Annotated in this window: 20 protein-coding genes and 1 tRNA gene; 4 read left to right on the forward strand and 17 right to left on the reverse strand. The window is 69.6% G+C overall.

The window, feature by feature from the left end:
- The first annotated feature begins 18 nt into the window (after positions 1-18).
- The 4 genes from PINTE_RS00105 (at position 19) to PINTE_RS22385 (ending at position 2,071) form a co-directional block, all read left to right on the forward strand.
- Positions 19-106 (forward strand) — tRNA-Leu (locus PINTE_RS00105).
- Between the two features lie 165 nt (positions 107-271).
- A complete protein-coding gene (locus PINTE_RS00110; protein ID WP_157086968.1) occupies positions 272-1,369 on the forward strand; it encodes a tyrosine-type recombinase/integrase in 1,098 nt (365 codons plus the stop codon).
- Between the two features lie 8 nt (positions 1,370-1,377).
- The gene (locus PINTE_RS22380; protein ID WP_217996443.1) at positions 1,378-1,872 is read left to right on the forward strand and encodes a hypothetical protein; all 495 of its coding nucleotides are present in this window, start codon (positions 1,378-1,380) and stop codon (positions 1,870-1,872) included.
- A 49-nt stretch (positions 1,873-1,921) separates the two neighbouring features.
- Positions 1,922-2,071, forward strand: a complete 150-nt coding sequence (locus PINTE_RS22385; protein ID WP_157086970.1) for a hypothetical protein — start codon at positions 1,922-1,924, stop codon at positions 2,069-2,071.
- A 25-nt stretch (positions 2,072-2,096) separates the two neighbouring features.
- Here PINTE_RS22385 and PINTE_RS00120 read toward each other — a convergent pair whose 3' ends face one another.
- The 17 genes from PINTE_RS00120 to PINTE_RS23025 all read right to left on the reverse strand — a co-directional run bounded on the left by PINTE_RS00120 (position 2,097) and on the right by PINTE_RS23025 (position 20,294).
- Positions 2,097-2,864, reverse strand: coding sequence for a sigma-70 family RNA polymerase sigma factor (locus PINTE_RS00120; RefSeq protein WP_068424408.1), 768 nt, complete (start codon positions 2,862-2,864; stop codon positions 2,097-2,099).
- A 6-nt stretch (positions 2,865-2,870) separates the two neighbouring features.
- The gene (locus PINTE_RS00125; RefSeq protein WP_217996444.1) at positions 2,871-3,158 is read right to left on the reverse strand and encodes a hypothetical protein; all 288 of its coding nucleotides are present in this window, start codon (positions 3,156-3,158) and stop codon (positions 2,871-2,873) included.
- Entirely contained in the window at positions 3,155-7,597 is a 4,443-nt protein-coding gene (locus tag PINTE_RS00130) for a chitosanase (protein WP_068424410.1), read from the reverse strand. The genes PINTE_RS00125 and PINTE_RS00130 overlap by 4 nt, the downstream gene beginning before the upstream one ends.
- An 8-nt stretch (positions 7,598-7,605) precedes the next feature.
- The gene (locus PINTE_RS00135) at positions 7,606-8,664 is read right to left on the reverse strand and encodes a hypothetical protein (protein WP_157086971.1); all 1,059 of its coding nucleotides are present in this window, start codon (positions 8,662-8,664) and stop codon (positions 7,606-7,608) included.
- Between the two features lie 204 nt (positions 8,665-8,868).
- A complete protein-coding gene (locus tag PINTE_RS00140; protein ID WP_068424415.1) occupies positions 8,869-9,579 on the reverse strand; it encodes a hypothetical protein in 711 nt (236 codons plus the stop codon).
- 59 nt (positions 9,580-9,638) lie between these two features.
- Positions 9,639-9,830, reverse strand: coding sequence for a hypothetical protein (locus tag PINTE_RS00145; protein ID WP_068424418.1), 192 nt, complete (start codon positions 9,828-9,830; stop codon positions 9,639-9,641).
- A gap of 2 nt (positions 9,831-9,832) precedes the next feature.
- Positions 9,833-10,165, reverse strand: coding sequence for a hypothetical protein (locus PINTE_RS00150; RefSeq protein WP_174523977.1), 333 nt, complete (start codon positions 10,163-10,165; stop codon positions 9,833-9,835).
- Positions 10,165-10,998, reverse strand: a complete 834-nt coding sequence (locus PINTE_RS23755; protein ID WP_084343051.1) for a peptidoglycan recognition protein family protein — start codon at positions 10,996-10,998, stop codon at positions 10,165-10,167. Before PINTE_RS23755 ends, PINTE_RS00150 begins: the two co-directional genes overlap by 1 nt.
- 25 nt (positions 10,999-11,023) lie before the next feature.
- Positions 11,024-11,470 carry a hypothetical protein gene (locus PINTE_RS00160; RefSeq protein WP_068424427.1) on the reverse strand — a complete coding sequence of 149 codons (447 nt, stop codon included), beginning with the start codon at positions 11,468-11,470 and terminating at the stop codon, positions 11,024-11,026.
- 2 nt (positions 11,471-11,472) lie between these two features.
- Complete coding sequence (locus PINTE_RS00165; RefSeq protein WP_068424431.1) at positions 11,473-12,117, reverse strand: hypothetical protein; 645 nt, start codon at positions 12,115-12,117, stop codon at positions 11,473-11,475.
- A 99-nt stretch (positions 12,118-12,216) separates the two neighbouring features.
- The gene (locus PINTE_RS00170) at positions 12,217-13,107 is read right to left on the reverse strand and encodes a hypothetical protein (protein ID WP_157086972.1); all 891 of its coding nucleotides are present in this window, start codon (positions 13,105-13,107) and stop codon (positions 12,217-12,219) included.
- Between the two features lie 3 nt (positions 13,108-13,110).
- Positions 13,111-14,109, reverse strand: coding sequence for a hypothetical protein (locus tag PINTE_RS00175; RefSeq protein WP_068424435.1), 999 nt, complete (start codon positions 14,107-14,109; stop codon positions 13,111-13,113).
- Position 14,110: 1 nt separating this feature from the next.
- Positions 14,111-17,008: a glycoside hydrolase family 26 protein gene (locus PINTE_RS00180; RefSeq protein WP_157086973.1), complete on the reverse strand. Its 2,898-nt coding sequence runs from the start codon at positions 17,006-17,008 to the stop codon at positions 14,111-14,113.
- A 9-nt stretch (positions 17,009-17,017) separates the two neighbouring features.
- Entirely contained in the window at positions 17,018-17,479 is a 462-nt protein-coding gene (locus PINTE_RS00185) for a hypothetical protein (protein WP_068424438.1), read from the reverse strand.
- Positions 17,479-18,369: a hypothetical protein gene (locus tag PINTE_RS00190; protein ID WP_068424440.1), complete on the reverse strand. Its 891-nt coding sequence runs from the start codon at positions 18,367-18,369 to the stop codon at positions 17,479-17,481. Before PINTE_RS00190 ends, PINTE_RS00185 begins: the two co-directional genes overlap by 1 nt.
- Positions 18,370-18,376: 7 nt before the next feature.
- Positions 18,377-19,468, reverse strand: a complete 1,092-nt coding sequence (locus PINTE_RS00195; protein WP_068424448.1) for a Gp37-like protein — start codon at positions 19,466-19,468, stop codon at positions 18,377-18,379.
- Positions 19,469-19,499: 31 nt separating this feature from the next.
- On the reverse strand, positions 19,500-20,294 hold the full coding sequence (locus PINTE_RS23025; protein ID WP_169798424.1) for a phage tail family protein: 795 nt from the start codon (positions 20,292-20,294) through the stop codon (positions 19,500-19,502).
- Positions 20,295-20,347 lie beyond the last annotated feature (53 nt).

Genomic DNA, 20,347 nt, shown 5'->3' on the forward strand with positions numbered 1-20,347 from the left:
CGGGCCGCTCACATCCTTGTCCGGGTGGCGGAATGGCAGACGCGCTAGCTTGAGGTGCTAGTGCCCTTTATCGGGCGTGGGGGTTCAAGTCCCCCTCCGGACACCATGTATTCGCGCAGGTCAAGCCGGGTTTCGGTGGGGTTTCTCGGGATGTTAGGGACCAGTCAGGGACCACGCGGAGGTGCGATCGATGGCCGGGCTTGAGGAGCGGACCCTCGCCAGCGGCGAGACGAGGTGGCGCGTCTACTGGCGGCAGGACGGTCGGCGGCGGGTGGTGCCGTTCACCGACGAGACCGGCGCCCGGCGCTGGAAAGCGCTGCTGGAGTCCGCTGGGCCGGAGTTGGCGTTGCGGGCGCTTGAGGTGCCGGACGCTGCGCGGGCGCGGACGGTCGGTGAGCAGGTCGAGCACCACATCACGCACCTGACGGGTGTCGAGGAGGGCACGCGGCGGGATTACCGGCGCATGTGCGAGCGGGACATCGTGCCGCAGCTCGGTCCGGTGCCGGTGACGGCCCTGTCGTATGACGCTGTCGCGGCGTGGGTGAACGGGCTGCAGCGGCGTGGGCTGAGCGCGAAGTCGATCCGGAACAGGCAGTCGTTGTTGTCGGCGGCGTTGGCGTCGGCGGTGCGTGACGGGCTGGTCGGGACGAACGTCGCGAAGGGCGTGAAGCTCCCGCGTGTGGAGCGGCCGGAGATGACGTTCCTCACCCGGGGCGAGTTCGCGCGGCTGCACGAGCTCGTCCCGGCCCGGTGGCGGCCGTTGGTGATGCTGCTCGCTGGTACGGGCATGCGCTGGTCGGAGGCGACCGCGTTGACGGTGGCAGATGTGGACTTCGAGGCGCGGACGATCCAGGTGCGGCGGGCGTGGAAGCACACCGACGGCGCAGGGCACCGACTCGGGGCTCCGAAGACCACGCGCTCAAACCGCACGGTCGCGCTCCCGACCGCCTGCCGGGCCGACCTCGAGGAGCTCGTAGAGGGGCGCGGGCCGCGGGAGTTCGTGTTCACGAACACCCGGGGAGGGCCGGTGCGGCACCCGACGTTCCATGAGGGTGTGTGGACCCCGGCAGTGCACGCGTTCGCGGGTGACCGGCGCCGGGTGGTGCGTGAGGGGCGGGGTCGGCCGCGTGTGGTGTGGGATGAGGTGGGTGAGGGGAAGCGTCCTCGGATTCACGATTTGCGGCATACGTTCGCGTCGTGGGCGATCGCGGATGGGCATTCGTTGACGGCGATTCAGCGGACGATGGGGCATGAGTCGATCACGACGACGTCGGATCGGTATGGGCATGTGTTCCGGGCGGATCGTGATGCGTTCGCTGATCTTGTGGCGGCGCCTGGGGTTGTGCGCGGGATAGGCTCTAGGGCATGAGGATTCGCGTGTGGGCGGCTGCTGCTGCGGCAACGGTGTTGGTGCTGGCTGGGTGTGCGTCGCCGGGGCCGCAGGTGGCCGATCCTGGGGAGGCTGCGGCGGAGACCGCGGCAGTGTCGTCGCCTGCGGAGGGTGCGTACGCGTTCGGTCAGGAGGCGACGTGGCCGGACGGTGTGAAGGTGCGGGTGTCGAAGCCGACCGTGTTCAAGCCGGGCGAGTACGCGGCGATCTCGGACAAGTCGGTGAAGAACTTCGTCGCGGTCGACATCACGTTGACGAACGGATCTTCGGCGGCGGTGGAGGCGTCGAACATCGTGGTGAGGGCGACGTCGGGCGACCGTGAGGCGGAGGCCGTGTTCGATGGTGACCGGTCTACGTTTCCGTCGTCGCGGGTGATGCCGGGCAAGTCGCTGAAGTGGCGGCAGGCGTTCGGGAAACCGGGCAGCGACTTTCTGTTGACGGTGGACTGGGGTTACTCGGGGCAGCCGGTGACGTTCGAGTAGGCTCCGGGTGGGGTCCGTTCCTGGTTCGGTCAGGAGCGGACCCTTTTTCGTGCGTGGGTTGGGGTTCCCGGACTGGGTGATCGAGGAGGCCGACCGGAGAGCCGCGGCCCTCTCCACCGCCGGGCGCCGGTTCTCCCAGGCCCAGGTGATCCGGACGTGGGTCGCGGAAGCGTTGGAGCAAGAAAAGTACGAGAAGTGACCGAGAACGACGAAAGCGCCCCCGCCTAGTGGCGGGGGCGCTGTTGCATGTCGGCGGTGACTGCCTGCCGGTAGGTGTGGCGGCGTTTGGCCTGTGTCGGGCCTACGGGCATGTCTGGGCGGCCGAGGCGCCACGCGATGAAGTCACGGACCGTGGTGCAGGCGGCGGAGTGGATCTGCGAGATGCGGGATTCGGTGACGCCGAGTTCGTCGGCGCATGCCTGCCGGGACCAGCCGTCGCGGTACGTCCACTCCATGACTTGGCGCTGCTGGTCGGGGAGGCGGCGGATCGCGGCCCAGCACCACGCGGTGAGCGCGGCGTCCCTCGCGTGTTCGATGCCGGGCGCGGGCTGGGCGGGGACGTGGTTGGCGATGCGGGTGTCGATGGACGCGGGCCGTGCCGCGGCGAGCGCGAGAGCGTCCCGGACCCGGGCCGGGGTGAGCCCGGTGGCGGCGGCGACCTGCTCGGTGGTCGCTGGGCGGCCGGTGGAGGTGATGGCGACTGCGGCGTCGGTGACACGATGCCTGTCCACGCGCAGACGCCGCGGGACGTGGTCGATGCCGCGCATGTCGTCGCGGATGGCGCCGCAGATCCGGTGCCATGCCCACGCCCCGAACTCCGTCCCCCGGTCGGGGTCGTAGGTGGCGGCGGCGAGGTAGAGGCCGTGCCACGCGGCGGGTTCGAGGTCGGTGTGGTGCACCCACGCCGGTGCGCGGCGGGCCATGAAGATGGCGGCTTCGCGGGGCAGGTGGGCGTGGGTTTCGCACAGGTCGGTGACGGCGTCCCCAGCCATGCCGGGTTAGCCGAGAATGTGCGGGATGAACCAGGCGACGAACGTCACCAGGAGCGCGGTGAACCCGAACCGGCCTGCCGGGGTTTTCGTCCGGAACCAGGCGCGTGTTCTCTCCGAGAGGGTGTCGCCTTCCGTCTCGTTGAGCACGGCGTTCCCTTCAAGGAGGGCGAACAAAGCACCCCAGCAGATCCAGAGGGCGTCGGCCCACCCGAAGGCGGGCCCCGCGGCGAGTGCAGCGAAGCCGATGATGGCGGCGGCGGGGATGAGCGCCGCCGGCATCTTGCCCCTGGTCACGAGGGGAACCTCGCCAACTGGGCGGCGACGACCGGGCCGAAGTTCGGGTTCACGTCGTGGCCCTTCCCGGAGATGATCTGGATGGACGTGTTGAATCCCTTCCCGCGGAACCACTGTTCGCCGTATTCGGCGGTGGCGCGGCCGTCGAACCCGTCCTCGGAGTTGGCTGCGGTGTCGTTGGCGCCGGCGCACCAGTGCATGCGGATCGCGGACTTGACCTGTGTGGAGTAGGTGGGGGTGACGTCGGGTGCCTCGCCGCCGCCGAACACGATGGTCGCTCCGCCGGCGGCGAGGTATTCGGGGTAGCGGCCCATGAAGAACTGCGTTACCTGCTGGGCGCCGCCGGAGAATCCGGCGAGGACGACCCGGGAGGGGTTGATGGCGTACCCGGTTTTCAGGGAGTCGATGAGCGCCTTGAGGTAGTCGGCGTTGGCGTTCCCGGACTCCCACCAGGTGACGGTCCCGGACGTGTCGGGCGCGCGACAGGAGGCGAGGATGAACCCGGCGTTCTTCGCCGCGACCCGGATACCGGAGGAGCCGCCCACGATGTACGAGCTGGAGGGGTTGTTGAACTCGTAGGCGGCGTCTCCGTGGAGCCAGATCATGAGCCCAGCGCCGGAGGATAGCCCGGACGCGTACGCGTGGTACTTCGACGTCTTCCCGGCTCCGGTGAACGAGACGTTCTCGCGGTCGGTGAAGGGGAGGGTCGCGGTGGGTGTGGTGGGGACGGTGGCGGCGGTGCCGTGGGCGAGGGCGACTTTGGTGACGGTGACAGCGCCGACGGTGGCCGCGGCGTCGCCGCCGGTCGCGGTGCCGGCGGGAGGGGATGTGAGGTCATCGCCGCTGGTGCCGGTGCCGGTGCACGTGTTGTACGGCACCGTCTTCCCCGAGTTCGTGGTGTTGGACTGGAGGTAGGCGCCGGTCTTGAAGTAGCAGCCGGAGCCCGCGGAGTTGGGGAAGGTGCTGGAGGCGTTCGTGATCTGCGCGCGCTGGGTGGTCGCCGACGTGCCGGTGTCGGCCCAGACGGTGACGGTGTTGTTTTCGGAGCGGACGCGGATGGTGAACAGCTGCCCGACCCTGACTTCGGGGATGAGCGGCGAGGATTGGATGACGGAGTTCCACTTCCACTTGATGCGGAACCCGCCCGTGGCGGTGCCGGTGACGGCCGCGTTCCCGACAGTGGGCCAGAACCCGTCGGCGTAGGCCATCCAGCAGTCGTCGGCCGCGTCATGAATCTGGGCGACGACGATCATCGGCCGCTTCAGCATGAGTCGGTCGACGCGCAGGGTGGTGGTCATCTCGTGGTACTTGCCGTCGTTGAATCCCCAGGAGGCGTTCGCGGACCCGCTGCTGGTCATTTCACGGAGTTCGCAGCGGGGGAACACGGAGCCGGACGTGGTGGAGCCGCCGCAGACGGGGGCGAACGTCACGCCTGCGCCGTCGGTGGATGGGTAGATGTAGGTGTCTTTGTACGTGCCGAGGGAGGGCTGTTTGATTTCGGCGGCGGTGCCGGTGAACCCTCCTGTGGAGTCGGTGGGGAGGGTGACTTTCCAGTTGGTGAGGTCGAGGCGCTGCCCGATGGTGGCGGTCGGGGTCGGTGTCGACCCGCCGCCGCCGGAGTAGGCGGGGAGGGCGGCGACGTACGCCTTGTATTCGGTCCATAGGGCGTCGACGCTCTTGGAGCGGGCGTTGAGGCTGGTGATGATCGACGGGTTGAACGTCGAGGAGGTGAGTGCTGCGTTCAGCTTTTTCACGAACCCCGGCGACGGTGTCGGGGCGTAGCGTTCGATCCAGTCGAAGAAGAACCCTGTCACGTCGTACCCGTCGTACCAGTTGGTGCCGCCACCAGAGGGCCGCCGGGATTGGGCAGGGTGATAGCCGAGGCGGATGAGGACGAGGTCGGCGATTCCTTCGATGGTGCCGGTGGCCTGCTGCGAGGTGCCGTACGATGCGCCGTTCTGGTAGAGGTGGACGACCTCGTGGGTGGTGTAGGACGCGGTGACAGCGGCGCCGCGGGACTGGTTGCCGAACTCGATGCCGCCGGTGGAGGCGGTCGCGGCGGCGAGCATGTCGTTCGCGGTGAACGTGAGCTTGACGATGGCGTGTGTGCGGGGCACCTCGGATTGCTTGTTGTACAGGATGGAGCAGACGTTGCGGGCCATCTGCCGGAACCCGGCGAGCCACTGGGCGCCGGGGAACCGGATGACGTAGTCGTCGCGGGTGGCGGTGGAGATCGAGTTGGAGTTGATGGTTCCGACGAGGGCGGCGCCGTCGAAGTTGCTGGAGTCGGCGGCCACGATGATGTCGGCTTCGTCGGTGAGGTCGACCGCGGCGAGCCCGCCTTCGGTGGGCATGGAGGTGATGGAGAACGGGTCGCCGTAGCAGGTCCACGTGATGGGCAGCGTCATGCCGGGGTTGTTCGCGATGAGCTTGCGGTGGAAGAACACGCGGCCGTCGGTGGCCTGGTTATCTCCCCACCCCTGCAGGACGGTGTTGCGGAGGTCGGTGAGCTTCGACAGGTACGCGGTTTCGGATCCGCCCTTGCTGGGGGGTTTGGTCGCGGCGCGGGCTTTGGCGACGATCCCGCCGAAGCTTTCGGAGTCGGTGCCGGGGCCGTGGTTCACGGAGATGTCGTAGAGGATGCAGAGTCCGAGGAGCCCGACGCCGTCTTCTTGGGCGGCGGCCAGCGCGGGGCCCCAGTAGACGCGGTCGCGTTCCCGCCGTTGGCAGTCCTGGAACCATGCCTGCGCGGAGGCGTTGGCCCAGTCCGTTTTGAACGCGGACCCGAGCAGGCTGTTGGACAGGGCGGGACGTTGGGAGTAGGAGGCCGCCATGATCTGCCGCAACTTCGGCAGCCACTTCGCCAGGCTGTTCGAGGGGTAGGCGGTGTTGGCGTACTCGACGAGGGTGAGCATGTCCCCGGTGCCGGAGCAGAATCCGACGATACCGGCGGTGTATCCGCGGCCGTCGCCGATGTCCTCGATATACCCGTACTTCGTGGTCCACGCCGTGGTGGAGTTCTCGGCAGTGCTCGTGAGGCGGAGCGCGATTTCCCGCCAGCCGGTGGACGCGAGCCCGGTCGAGGTGGCCCACCCTGACTGCGGCGGCGGGGGGACGGTGCCCGGGTCGGTCGGCACGGAGGTGTCCTGCAGCTGCCAGGTTCGCAGGTAGTCGACGTCCATGTGCCCGGCCGGGGGGGTGTAGCCCTTCATCACGCCGGTGGAGAACACCGGGTAGAGGGTGCCGATGTAGTCGAGGCCGGGCCCGGTGTAGGAGGGTCCTGGCTGCCCGTCGAGCCACACTTGGATGCGGCCGTCGACCCATTCGAGGCCGTAGGTGTGCCAGGCGCCGTCGGCGTAGTCGACGCCGGACGGCCCGTAGGACTGCCAGTACGCCTGCTTCGACGTTGCGCCGCCGTCCTCCGACCAGTGGACGTTGAAGTGAGGGTGGTACTTCCCGTCGGGGGTGTCGGCCTGCACGAACTCGGCGATGTCGACCTCGGGGGGCCACGTGTTGATCGGCAGCGGCAGGAGCCAGAACGCGGGCCATAGGCCGGGTGCGTTCGTGGACAGCCGGATGCGGGCTTCGAGGAACGTTCCTTCGCGGACGGTGAGGCCGGTGGCGGTGTGGGCGTAGGAGGCGGTGTAGGGGTAGGTGGTGCCGTAGGAGGTGATGGGGGTGGGATCCCAGGCGAGGCGGAGCATGCCGCCGGTGGCGGTGACGCGGTCCGCGGAGTAGGCGTGGTTGTCGCCGGCGGGGTTGATGGGGGAGTTGTAGGTTTCGCCGGGGGCGCCGCGCAGTGTGGTCCACACGCTGGTGTTGAGGGCGGTGAAGTCGTCGGCGAACGTGAGGGTCCAGGTGCCTGCCGGGCCGCCGGTGGGGGTGTTGGGGCCGGTGACGGTTCCCGGGTCGCCTGGGTCGGTGCTGCCGGGGTCGGTCGGGGTGCCGGTGTTGCCGGTCCCTGCGGCGGGGACGTGGAGGTCACCGGCGAACGCGTCGGCTGGGGAAGGGGGTGCGCCGACGGCGATGACGACACCATTCCCAGCGGGGCGAGGCCCCCAGTTGGTGGCGGTGGGGTTGCGTTCGTCGACGGGCGCGCGAACCCGGAACCCCGCGACGTCAGTGGGGAGCCGTGCCGCGGCGAGGGTGCCGGACGTCATACGCTCCGCAGCGAGCTGGATTTGGGCGTCACTGGTGTTGTCGACGTTCCCGAGCCCGATCATGTCTTTGGTGATGCCGGTGACGACGCCGGTGAACGCCGGGTCGACGGTGGGTGCCCAGCGTGCGGCGGCGAGGGTGTCGCGGATGGCGGTGATGTCGCCGCGGGCGTCGTCGGTGTCGCCGACGGCCTGCCCGATCGCGTCGTGCTGGGCGTCGCCCACCGCGGTCCACTGGTCGTGGCGGTCGGGGCGGGGCGGCATCGACGGGGGGTACGCCACAGGGTCTCCTAGGTGATGGTGATGTCGTCGACGTCCATGGACACGGATGCCACGGCTTGCCCGGTGCCGCAGACGAAGCCGAAGTATCCGGCGGCGACCTGGGTGGTGGTGACGTTGATCTCCCACGCCGAGGGTTCGGTGGCGGTCGCTGCCCACGCGCGTGCCTGCACGGTGCCGCCGTTGATGCGGATGCGGAGGCGGTAGTCGGTGCCGGAGTCGGTGGCGCGGGTGACGGACGCGAGGGTGGTGTATGTCCAGTTGTCGATCTGCGAGGCGGAGAAGCTTCCGCCGGAGAACCTGATCCTGACCCCGTTCTGAGGGTCGAGGTTCGGCTGGTCGCAGCGGGCGACGAACATGGCCTGCGAGTCGCTGCCGCGGTTCAGGAGGAACGTCGCTTCGACGTTCGCGGCGAGCGTGGAGTGCCGCACGGCGACACCGTCGCTGGAGTTGTAGTTGCCCATGGTGTTGCCGGAGGTGAGGCGGCCGCGGTTGTTCTGGACGGTGGCGGATCCGCCGGTGGGGAGGCGGGACAGGACCCACGGCGCGGGCCACGCGGCGCCGTTGGAGAGGCCGTTGAAGTTGGTTCCGGCGGTGGTTTGGGTGAGGGGGGTGACGTGCAGGTCGGTCGCGGGCGCGTCCGACGGGGCGGGTGCGGCGCCGACGGCGATGACGAGCGGGTACCCGGCCGGGCGCGGCTCCCAGTTGGTGGCGGTGGGGGTGGCCTCGTTGGCGCGGGTGCGGCGCCGGACCGCGGCGACCCCAGCGGGCAGCCTGGCGGGCGGGATGGTCCCGGACGTGATCTGCGTGGCGCTGTAGGTCTTCGCCGCGTCCGCAGTGTTCGAGACGTTCCCGAGGCCGACCATCGCGGCCGTCACACCGCTGACCGTGCCCGTGAACGACGGGTTCGCCAGCGGCGCCCGCGTCGCCTGGAGGTTCGCCAGCGTCCCCTGCAGCGCGAGGACGTCCGACTTGAGCTGAGGGACGTCGGTGATGAGCTGCTGCACGTTGTCGTACCAGGCGTACCCGACGTCGAGCCACGGCTGCCCTGTGGTCGGCTTCGCTGGCATCGGCACGATCGGCACGGGCTGGCCCCTCTCATGTGGCGGATTTCGGTCCAGACATGGACCCGGTCGACGGTTCCCGTGTGCGGCTGGTCCCTTAGGTCAGGGAGATCCCCGGGGCGGTGCGCACCACTAGCTCGGGTGGTCGGCTGTGCGGACAAGGGGGTTGATGTTCCAGTCGCCGGTGACACCGGCGGGGGTTGACGGGTGCTAGCGGCGGTTCACGCCGACCCGGCCTGTCCCGGCGCGTCGCAGCGTGACCGGGCCGCTGCCCTTGCGTTGCACGACGAGACCTTGCCCGTAGGGTTCGTCGACGGGAAGCGCAGAGCCCGCGCCGGCGGCCTGGTCCACGCGGATCGTGTGGACAGTAATGGACGCGGCGACGCCGGATTCCCAGGTGGTTTTCCCGATCCGCGGGGCGTCCCACCCGTCCCCGGCCAACGCGGCGGTCCCGGAGCCGGACGTCACTTGAGCTTCGGTTTCGTCGTTGACGATCGACAGGCGCCACGTCGATGAGCCGCCCCCGATGGACAGGGCGAGCGCGACGCGCAGCCGTGTCCCGGCGGCGGGTAGCGCCCCGGCCGCGGTTGTGTGGCACGCGGTCCACTCGCACGCCAACTCGGCCCGGCCGCCCTGGTCGAGGGCCAGGGTGTAGCCGTTGTCGGTGCCGTCGGCAGACACGCGGAGTACGTGCATCCACTGCCCGGAGGCGAGGGACGGCACGGTCAGCACGGCAGACACCGCGACCTCCGACGCCCCGGCGGGCACCGCGGCCCGCAGCACGCTGGCCTCGCCGGCGGCGGCGGACGTGGTGATCCGCACGGCCCGGTCCCCGTACGGCGACGCCCCGGGCACCACCTCCAGGGTCCCGGTGGAGTACGACTCCCACAGAACCGGCAGGCCACCGAAGTCGGTTCCCAACTCGACACCAGGAACATGCTGGCCTGTTGGGGTGCCGGACCAGTGCGTGAACGCCACCGTCAGGGGCCCGTCACGTACAGCTGGCCAGCTGGCATCGCGTCTATCTCGGCCTGAGTCGGGTTGTACGGCAACGTCCCGCCGCCACCGGCCGAATCCTCTAACACTCTCAGGTCGGCGTCTATCCCGCGGAACGCTGGCCCAAGCCACGCCCACAGCGACTCCGCAACGTACTCATACCTCTTGCCGGCCACGGTCATCCTTCCTCGCCGTCGTGGAGACGGTCGTACTGTGTCGGACCATCAGGGTCCCGGTGCCGCCCGGTATAGTCGCCGCCCTGGTACAGGGACCTGTCGGCGGGCACGAGGGGGGTGCCGTCCGCTGCGCGGGGCTCATCGACAGGGGTCACCTTCCCCCTGGTCCAGAGGACGAGTGCAGCGGTTCCGGCGAGGTCGATGACGAGCGCGGCCTGCCCCTCCACCTCCGCGGTGAGAGGCAGGACGCCGGAGATCACTAGGAGGTGCAGGACCGCGGTGACAGCCGCGACCACGGCGGCGCGGATCGCGAGAGGTTCACGCTTCGCGTCCATCACATGGCCGCCCAGGTGATGCTCCCGACCATGCTGTCGGGGGTGAGTCCGTGGGCCTTCTGCCAGTCCCGGACAGCCCTCGCCGTCGCCGGGCCGAACCGTCCGTCGCTGGCCACCTTGACCTTGTTCTGGATGAGGCCGATCGCGAACCGGTCCGCCACCCGCTTCCCCGAGTGGGAGCGGGGTCCGCCGTCGTCGACGCCGTACCAGTGCCCGGCGGCGAGAGGGAACGGTCCACGGGGTTCGGTGGGCGGACCGGCCGGCGCGGTGGGCTTCACGATCGACGCGGGCGCGTTCCGCGTGGCAGCGGCGTTCCGCACCCACGTCAGGTAGTCGCCCCACGGGAACGACGTGCCGGGATCCCAGTGGGAGGACAGCTTGTACACCCGGGACGCTTGGACGTGCCCGATCAGACCCGCCTCCCCGGCGCGCAGCTGCGCGTCGGTGAGGTGCCTGATGGGGATGTCGTGGCGGGCGCAAATCCCGGCCATGAGCGGCGCGGACTGGTCCCGCAGCATCGCCAGCGAGTACGCGTCAGCCCAGTCTGCGGTGCCCTGTTTCGCGTATCCCGCGTGTTCGAGCTGGATGCCGTCGGCGTTCGCGCCCGGCGCCGCGTAGGCGGTGTCTAGCTCGTTGACGCCCTGGATGGTGGAGTCCGCGTCGACGTAGTAGTGGGCGGATGCCATCGGGGCCTTGGAGCTGCGGAAGTAGTTGGCGCACCACTCCGCGGAGGTGGGCCGCTCCGGGTACTCCATCGTGTGGATAATCCCGAGCCGCACGTTTCTGACGCGGCCGCGGCGGTAGTTGGTGGCCTGGATCATTTGGATAGCCATGGGGTCTCCGTGGTCGGTTGTTGGCCTAGGCGGTGCCGTGGCCCGTGGCGACGGGGTCTCCGTCGTCGTCTTCGTCTGGTGGCCACAGCGGCGGCCGGGGTGGGGGGTGGCCGCCCATGTCGATGAGGGCGTATCTGACGGCCCGGTCCCAGATGGCGTGGTCGGCGAGGATTTCCTCGTGTCTGCGCTGGTAGGCGCGCATTGCGTGGAGTTCGTTGAGGACGTCGTCGAGGCGTTCTTCGAGGCCGTGGTTCTGTCTGGTGAGGATGTCGTGGATGGCGTCGCTCTTGTCGAGGAGGGTGCGGCGGCGCCCGTCGGTCCATTTCCGGATGACCGACTGGTAGTTCCCGAGGAGCTGTGGAGCGGCTTGGAGGATGACCCCGATCACGAAGACGACGGCGATGACCTGGATGACCCAGGGTGTCCGGGCGATCGCGTCGAGCGCCCCGGGTGGGATGGCGTCTTGGTCCACGGCTAGCTGCCGGCAGGGGCGGTCGCGGTTTCGACCGGGACGGCGTCTTCGTCTCGGAGGGGCCGTGGTCCGGAGCGGACAGCGAGCATGGTGTGGAGGATGGACAGGATGCCGAGGGGGAGGATGCCGCGGATGCCGTCGGCGGGGACGTGGGCGATAGCGACGAGGGCGGCGGTGATGGTGACACCGACGATGCAGGCTGCCCAGGCGGTGGGGCGGAGGCGGCCGGTGGCGGTGAGCGCTGCGGCGGGCAGGATGGTGACGAGCGCGGCGCACATGGTGGCCCAGATGCTCCATGGGATGGCGTCGACCGCGGTCTGCTGGGGAGGCCACCCGTCGAAGGCGTTCGCGAGCTGCGCGAACGCGAGGATTCCGTAGAGCCCGGCGCCGAGGGAGTTGCCGAGCCACACGAGGATGTGGCGTTGGGCGGCGATGCCGAGGAGGATGAGTGCGCCGACGGCCCAGGACCAGGCCGCCCAGATGAAAAGGGGGAACGCCGATTCGATGTAGCCGAAGCTGTCCTTGGCGCCGTGGACATAGTCTTCGGCGCGGATGAGGGCGGCGGCAGCGAGCATGAGCTTGAGCAGGATGATGTCGGACGTGACGAGCGCTGCGGGCTGCCACCGGTCGTTGAGAGCGTCAGACATTCGGAGCCTCCCTTCGAGGTGTCGGGTGCTGCTTGAGGTTGAAATCCCCCGGCTTCAGCCGTGGGGAACCGTTAACACCCGACTCCTCTCCGTTTTCGGCTAGCCAGCGAGGAATGTGATGTCGTCGTATGAGGCGGTGTACGCGGCGGCCGTCGAGGACGGTCGCGCCACGAAACCCAAGTAGCCGGCGGTTGTCTTCGACGGGTTGACCGTCAGGTCCCAACCCGCCGGCTCTGACGCAGACGCGGCCCACGACTTCGCTTGCACCGTTCCGCCAGCGGCCGCGATCTTCACCTTGTAGTCGACTCCGGTTGTCCATGTCCTGGGTGTCTCTCCGAGGGTTGTTTCGGTCCAGTTCACCGACTCCGCGATCGAGAGTGACGACCCGAAAGTCCCGACGGCGATTCCGTTCCCGGGGTCCAAGTCGGTTTCATCGGAACGCAGCACGAACCGCGCGTAGACGCTGTTCACGCGGCGGAACGTGTAGGTGATGGTGAAGTTTGCCATTGACGTCTGGTGCCGTACGGCGACGCCATCCTCGGACCCGTAGTTGCCGACGGCCGCGGCGGTCGTGAGGAGGCCACGCCCACCGGAAACGCTGATGGAGCCTCCTGCTGGAAGCGCCGCCTGAACCCACGGGGCGGGCCACCCGGACGTCTGGTCCGTGCCGAACGACGTGAGTTCTCCGGTGGCGGTCCCGGCCTGCATGGTGGCGGGGATGTGAAAATCGCCTGGCTGCGCGTCGTTCGGTGCGGGAGCGGCCCCGACCGCGATCACGTAGGAGTACCCGGCCGGACGCGCCCGCCAGTTGGTGGCGGTCGGGGCCGCCTCGTCAGCGGATGAGCGGACGCGGATGGCGGCGCCACCGAGTGCCGCCTTCAGCGACGGGACGTCGCTGATCACCTCACGCAGATTGTTGTCTGCGGTGTCACCCCACGTCGTCCACGTGCCGCCCTCGTTCGGCTTGGCCGGCATGTTCTGGTAAGCCATCGGTCACGCTCCGAACGCTGCGCCGTAGTTGATGCCGAACCCGCCGGATGCGGTGGCAGTGATGGTGATGTCGTCGTACTGGACGACCTGCGCCGCGCCCGGGGTGGCGCTGGTGCCGGCGACGACGATGCCGAGGTACCCGGCGGTGGTTTTCGCGACGGTCGCGGCGGTGACGTCCCACCCGGTGGGTTCGGGGTCGGCGAGGGGCCACACGCGGGCTTTCACGGTGGGTCCAGTGGCGTCGATCCGCAGTCGGTAGTCGGCGCCGACGGTCAGGGTCTTGGTGGCGGTGGCGATGACGGTCGCTGTGCCCGCGACGACGTCCGAGATCGTCAGCGAGGTGCGGTCGTAGCCGACGCGGACGGCGGTGTTCGCGCCGAGGTTTGCGACGTCGGAGCGCAGCACGAACCTCGGGCGGGCCGCGTCGCTCTGGTGCCGGAACGTCAACAACACGTTGGTGTTGGTTTGCATCCCGGAGCCGTAGCGGATGGCGGCCTGGTCCTCGAACGCGGAGGCACCCAGCGAACCAGTGGTGACGACACCCCGCCCGGCGGCGACGGATGCCCCACCGCCCGCGGGGACACGCTCGGTGATCCACGGCGCGGGCCACGACGCACCATCCACCAGGGAGAATGTCGTGGTGACGTCGGTGACTGTGTTGGCGTCACGGTCCTGGCGCCAATCCAGGGGTCCCGCGTCCGCGGGTGCGGGGGCGGCGCCGACAGCGACGACCGCGGCGAACCCCAGCGGACGCGCGGACCAGTTCGTCGCGGTCGGGGTCTGCTCGTCAGTGTCGGTGCGCCACCGCGCGGCGACCAGCGACGCCCGGTCCTCATCCGTCAGGCCGCCTCCGCCGCCGTGGCCCTGAAGCCACAGGTCCACGATCGACTCCACGGCACGCCGGAACGTCGACCCCGCGGTCAGCGCGACTTCGGCCATGTCGTCGGGCAGAAACCGCCGCGACACGATGTCCTCACGGCGCCACCCAGACGGTGTGCCCATGTCAGACCTTCCCCCTCGCCCCGGCCCACAGCGCCTTGTATTTCGCGGCGGCGTTCGGCATGTTCGACCCGCCGCCCGCGATTCGCAGGGCGTTGCGGATGTAGTCCATGTCCTCGTGGAAGTACGCTTCGACGGCGACGACGTCGCGGTTCTTCCAAATCCAGTCGTACATGAACTGGATGAACGCTGGGGAGTCGCCGCAGCCCTGCGTGCCGTGGCAGCCCCATTCGTTGATGCACATGCCCTTGCCGTGGGCGCGGGCGAACTCCGCGACGTTGTCGAGCATGACACCGGAGCCGGAGGTGCGGCGCAAGTACCGGTTCTTGTCGGTGGGGCAGGTCCCGCCGCCCGCGTCCTTGAACTCATAGATGTCAAGGCCGATCAAGTCGACGACGTCGTCACCGGGGTACGGAATCGACAGGACACCGTTCGCCGCCGACGACCCGGACAGGCCGTTGTCGGAGTTGACCTCGAAACAAATCACGAAGTCCTTGCTGATCGACTTGAAGATCTGCGCGTGGCGGCGGAACCCGGCCTTGAAGCTCGCGACATTCGCGGTCGTGACTTTCCACGTCCAATCGATCTGGATTTCCCACGTCAGGCGGATAATCGAGTTCCCGCGGCCGTACCTCACCAGGTAGTTCGCAGTGTCCCGCGCGATCGAGTCGTATTTCCCGCTGGCGACGCCCGCCCAGTCGTTCCCGGCCGCCTTCGACAGCGGCGTGTACCCGAAGATCAAGCGGCCCTTGTAACCGTTGGTGAGCCCGGCGGGCCAGTCTTCCACGAGCCCGGACTGCCCACCATCCCGCGCGCTGTAGGTGACGAACCCGTCGAGGGGGAAACCCATCCACGACTCCATGTCCGCGGCGGCCTGCGCGTCCATCGGCCGCCCGCACGTGTGTGCCCCGACGTGCCACGGCAGGCCAGATCGGGTCGGGCCGAGGATCCGCATCGCGGCGGACTGTGTCGTCGGGGGCGTCGGGTTGGTCGGGGTCGTGGTGTCCGTCTCCGGGACCCACGCCGGACCACCCCAGCCGGGCGAGACCGCTTCGAGCTGGTCGAGGGGGATGCCCTGGAGGACGGTGTCGACGGAGCGGCCTTGGAGGTAGGTGCCCCACGGGTCGGTCCCGGTCTGCGCTTGCTCACGGGCGCCGGATTCGCAGACGAGGCCAGGTTTCTCGGCGCCGCCGATGACGACGAGGCCGTACTTCTTCATGGCGGTTCCGACGGCCTTCCCGAGCGGGGTGCACTGCGATAGGTCCGCGGATGCCTTGAGTCGGTACCGCTGCCCCATCTTCGGGGCGTTCGCGTCGGTGGAGGTCCCATCGGAGCGGGTCGCGGGCCACACGTACCCGGTCGCGGCGGTGTCGTAGGCGAGGTTCAAGCCGATGGCGTGCCCGATCGCGTTGACGTTCTGCTGCGTCACCGCGGCCCTCGCCTCGCTGACCTTGATCGCGGCGGCGACGAACGAAATCCCAGAGCCGGTGAAACCGGTTCCGGTCGGGAACGCGCCGGTTGAGGTGCCGGCGGAGTCGATACGCCCACCCCACGACGCGGACCACTTCCACGTGCCGTCGGTGGCTTGGGTGAGCCCGAGGAACTCCCACACCTGCTTCGTGTCCAGGGACACGATCGCGGCGGTCTTGAACAGATTCGCGGGGGGCGACATGCCGGACGGGATGGGCACGGCGTCGAGGGCTCCGGTCCCGGCCGTGTTGTGCATGAGCGCCACATCGCCGCGCGTGGACGTGGCCGGCGGGGTGATGTTGACGCGCGGCGTGGACGCGGTGGCCATCCACATCGGGCAGGAGTCCTGGTAGGCGTCGAGTCGCAGAGCCGACGTGGACGCGGTCCCGACCTGGCCGCGGAGGTAGGTGACGAGCCCCGCGGATGCCTTCGCTGCCGGCGCCGACGACAGGTCGCTGTAGAACACGGAGTTGTTGGCGAACCGCAGTGTGGCGGGGTCGGTGGTGTCGGTGCCCGCGGGGGGCGGGACCGCGACCGGCGACGACTGCAGCATCACGTCCGTCAGGGTGAGGTCGCCGCTGGTCTTGACGACCTCGACCTCGACGTCCTTCCACGACGGGATGACGGCTTGCGACGCGGCGGCCCACGTGAACGTCAGGGTCTGCGCCGAGGTGGTGGTGGATTTCGCGACGGCGGCGCACCACACCTGAGAGCCGGACAGGAGCCGCACCTGCACCGTGCCCGCAGCGGACGACCGGACTCCGAACAGGGTCACAACCAGGTCGTTCCCAGACGTGGAGGCGTGCTGGAAGTTCCGCATGTCCAGCTGCAGCCGGACACCGCCGGAGCCGACAGTGGGTGTGCCGGTCGCGGACGTCAGGGTGTCCCCGTCGGACAGGGCGGCTGCGAGGGTCACCCCGGCGGGGGTGGACCAGGTGCCGTCCTGCAGGAGCACCGCGAACGGCCGGACGGTGGGGGACGGGGTGGAGGTGTCCGCGGCCGGGGTCCCGGGGTCGGTCGGTGTGGTGCCCGGGTCGGTGCCGCCGCCTCCCGGGGTGCCGCCGATCGTCGTCCACGACGGCCGCCCGGCGGCGATGGCGGTGCACCACTGGAACACCGTCTGCGACACCCACACGTCGCCGATGGTGAGTCCGTCAGCGACGGCCGGGGCACGGCCGGACGCGAGGGGGGAGAAGTAGATGCGGGAGCCCTGCGTGGCGTCCCGGGCGGGGTTGGGCCACGACCCGTCAGACGCTTGCACGACGGAGGTCACGGCGCCGCGCGGGACGATCGCCGACCCTGACGGCAGAATCCGCCCCAACGCGGCACGGAACAGGCTGGTTCCGTCCGTGGCCTCCTTCGCCATGCGGGCGTCGACGTCCTGCTCACGCACCACGTACTGACGGTCAGACTGCACAGGCTGTGTAGACAAGCGATCTCCTTAGAGGGGGAACAAGGCGGCGACGCGGCCGTCGTCGTCGATGACCATGAGCCCGCCATCCAGGACGGGGGTGGAGGACACCCAGATGCGTCCGTCGGGGTCTTGCCCGACGTACCGGACGGTGGTGGCGGTCGCCGCGATCGCATCCACCGCTGCCCGCGCGGCCGTCGCTTGCGCGAGGGCCTGGTCGGCCTCGTCGAGGGCGTTCAGACCGCGGTCGGAGATGACGAGGGTCTCGGTCTCCCCGAACCTCGCGATCCCGTACTGCAGATCAGCGGTGAAGTTCCGCAGCACCCCGTACGGTCCGGTGCGCAGGGGGCCTTGGACGCCGAGCTGGTCGAACGTCGGCACCGGCTGGCGCGTCGTGGGGTCGAGCAGGGCCCCGTCGTTCCGGTCCGCGGCGAGCTGGTTGCTGACTCGGTCGACCACGACCCACGGGAACGAATAGCCGAACGCGGCCATCAGCCGGTCACCCCCCCGTACGCCACCCAATCCAGGTAGCTGAGGTTCCCCGCGTATGCCTTCCAGCCCGCGGCCGTGTTCGTCGGGAGCTTCGCGGTGATGATCGCCTGCGTCGCCGTAACCGCCCTGTCCTGATAGGACACGTACACCTCCAGCAAAGGGTTCGCCGCTCCCAGCCGCGGCTTGAACAACATCACCCGCGGGGTCCACCCGAGGCCGTGGGTGATGGTCGCGGCCCCCGTTGAGGAGAACGTCACATCGAGGGTTGTTCCGGCGACGATCAGCGGGACGGACGGCATCGTCGGCATGGCCGGGTCTTTTTCTTTCTCCAGGCCGACGCCGCCGCTGCTCGTGATGACGGCCCGGTAGCGGTCGCCGTTGGGCAGGACGTACGCGGCCCCGAGCTGCGGGTCCATGCTGGCGGCCTGCAGGGAAGGGGCGTAGCAGGCTTTCCCGGCGTGAACGCGGTAGTCGACGAGGCTGGCGACGGTGGTGGAGCCTGCGGCGACGGTCGCGACCCCGAGGGGCTGGTAGTCCTCCACGCCGGGCTGCGTGACCCGCCCGACGGGTGACGCCCCGGACATCTGCAGGTACGCGAGGGTCGTCTTTCGGTTCCCGGAGCCCCAGACGCGGCGCAGGCACACGAGCCACGACATGGTGCCGGACGACGCCGCTGGGAGGCTGATTTTCTCGCCGGTGAGGGTGTCGCGGACGCCGTGGCCGAGGGTCCAGCCGTCGGTGAGGGCGACCTCCCGCGTGCCGGGTCCCGCGTACAGGCGCAGCGCGTTCGGGGAGGAGTAGGAGTAGGGGGTGCCGAGGTGCGCGGCGATTCCCGCCCACTCGCCTTCGTTGATGCTGTCGGTGCCGTACCCGACAGACACGATCGCCACTAGTCGATCACCTCGTTCTCATGTCGCGGATGGAGCGGGCGAGCCGGTTGATGGTGGTGCGGAGGGTCACGGATGGGTCGTCGGAGCGTTCCCCGACGATCGGTGTCACCTTCAGGCCGTCTTGGGTGTCCCACACGATTTGTGCTTCGCGGAGGGTGTCGGTCACCGTCACCCCGGGGGCGACTTGCACGGTCACGGTGTCCCCGACCCGCACGGACTTCCCGTACCGGAAACCGGCGGTCTCGGCGAGCGTGAGGGTCAACCCGGTGGTGGCGTCGCCTTCCGCCAACGTCTCGTTGCCGCGTTCGGCGTGGACCGCGGGGTCTTCGGTGTCGCGGGCGTCCCTGAACACCTCGATCGTCTCGCCCCACAGCTGCTCGCGGTCCGTGTCGATCACCGACAGGAACTCACGCGCCGTGCCTTCGCCCTGGCCGCCGACCACAACGCGGGTCGCGGACGGGGCCTGACTCGACCAGGCCCAGTCCACGAGAGCCCCGGATTCCTCCGAGATGACCTGCGGCCGGACGGTCGGGGTGTAGCAGTCCACCACGAGCCCCGCGCCGGACTGCCGCACGGTGACGCCGACGCCGGCGGTTTCGAGGAGCGGCAGGACCCGGTCAGCGATCGGGTGCATGCGCAGGGTGGCGGTGACGCGGCCTCCGCGGCCCGCGTCCGCGGCGACGGTGATGGGCGGCTGCGAGCGGCCCTTGTTCGCGTTGACGACAGTCTTGAGGACGGTTTCGGCGGGGCCGGTGACCGTGTGGTACGCGGTCGCCGCGCCCTGCGCATCGATGGCCCCGGCAGGGTTCGGCCAGCCGAGCAGCCGCGTCAGCAGCCGGAAGTCATCGTCGATCGTGACCGTCAGCGTGCCCTCCCTGCGTGGCCCGTCGCCCTCCGCCGCGGACACCCGCCCTGACATCACCAGCTCGCCGAGGTAGTGCACGGTCATGCGTGCGCCGGAGTCCATCAGGTACGGCACCCGCAGGTCGTCGGTGGGGACGGTGACCTTGCAGTACCCGGTCGACAGATGCCGGGGAACTAGTTCGACACGCAGGGGCGCGCCGATCCACCCGATCCGCTGAAACGCCCGCGTGTACACGGTCAACGTGAACGGCGATAGGCCAGTCACGTCAGCCCCAGGCCCGGTAGTAGAGGGGGTCGAGGGTGGCCTGCACCGCGGACCCGCCTGTCGCGGACAGCGACAGCGTGACGGCGGTCCCGGGCGGGATCGCCGCGAACGTGCTTGGTCCGAGCTGGCCGGTGCGGTCAACGACGGCGCCAGCAGCGGTGTACACCATGGCGGTCATCGCCGACGGGCGCGTGTCGATCACGAGGGACTCGCCGTCAGCGATCGCGAACGGAACCTGCACGGTCCCGCCAGGCAGCCCGACGGTCGCTGACGAGGAGGGGCCGGGGATGGTCCACACCGGGTAGGCGTGGACGTCGCCGGGGTTACGCATCACCGCGGTCCCCATGTCCAGCGCCCCGGAGATCGAGAACGGAGGCCCCGGCAGGAACCCCTCACCAGTGGACTTGCCCCACTCGACCCGCACCGAGGAGCCGTGCCACCACGGGTCCTCCGCGACCATCCGCACCCCGTACAGGTCCCAGCCGCGGCGGGACGGGTCCGCCGAGAACGAATGGTCACCGTCGTCAACGAACCGGCACCGCAGCCTGCGGACCGCGTTCGACGTGGCGAACTCCCACCAGCCCTCCACGTCCGGCCGGAAGCTGCGCCACAGCCGGGCGTCCCGCTCAAGCCAGTCCGCCGTCCCCTTGTCCGACCACACAAACAACGGCCAGAACACGCCGCGCTCCTCCACACGGTGACCGCGCCACCTGGACCCGTGCACCGCCGGCGACGTGCTGGTGTACCGCTGCACCGGCGGCATCCCCAGGCCCCGCACACCGTCCTGGACGAGCATCACCCCGTCCGTCGCCGGATTCAGCAAGTCGATCGGATCCTGCCCGTCCGCCG

This window comes from Piscicoccus intestinalis NBRC 104926 (assembly GCF_001515525.1).
GTDB lineage: Bacteria > Actinomycetota > Actinomycetes > Actinomycetales > Dermatophilaceae > Kineosphaera > Kineosphaera intestinalis.